General features: G+C 55.6%; 1 protein-coding gene and 1 pseudogene. Both read right to left on the bottom strand.

Going from position 1 to position 638, the window contains the following annotated elements; all coding sequences use genetic code 11:
• Positions 1-178, bottom strand: a pseudogene (locus tag PH547_RS33800) (IS110 family transposase); the annotation flags it as partial.
• Positions 179-346: 168 nt separating this feature from the next.
• Positions 347-638, bottom strand: a 292-nt coding sequence (locus tag PH547_RS33795) for a transposase (protein WP_285170387.1), incomplete at its 5' end; no start/stop codon positions are given.

Here is a 638-nt window from a genome sequence, read left to right as displayed (position 1 = left end):
ACAAGGGGCCAGCCTCAAGACCAATTCGTTCCATCGCCGCGCCCTGCTCGCCAAACCAGGCGATCAGCGCATCGGGTTCACTGTGGACCTTTGCCTCGCGCACGATGCGGCCATCCGCATCCACCACGCACACACTCGAGTATTCCAACGAGACATCGATTCCGGCATACTGCTTCATGGTCGTCTCTCCGTGATGCTATGGAGCAGGCCACTCCTGACTCCGCGACACCATCATTGTGAGGGACGACCACCAAGCCTTCAAACTCGCCTGGCTGGGATCCGCCCGTTACACCATCTAACGGTCAATTTTGGTGCCTTGCTTCACTCTAGTACCCCTCCACAGAGATTATGACTCTTTGACTGGATAGGCCTTGTGGAGTTTTTCACGGGCTTTTTCGGTGGTGAACATCCATTGGATTTGTGCCCTTTGCGCGTTTCTCTGCTGCTGCCAAGCATTGATCTCTGCAATCATCCTGTGTTTGTCGTCGATCCTGCGGTCGAGGCATTGGCTTTTCAAAACGCCAATCTCGATCTCGACCATATTCAGCCAACTTGCGTGTTTCGGCGTGTGGTGGAATTCAAGCCGCTTGAGCACACGACGGGCTTCGGCGGCAGGAAACGCGTCGTATAGCGCGCCG

This window comes from Rhizobium cerradonense (assembly GCF_030182455.1).
Lineage (GTDB): Bacteria > Pseudomonadota > Alphaproteobacteria > Rhizobiales > Rhizobiaceae > Rhizobium.
This window is presented reverse-complemented; position numbering and strand designations above follow the sequence as displayed.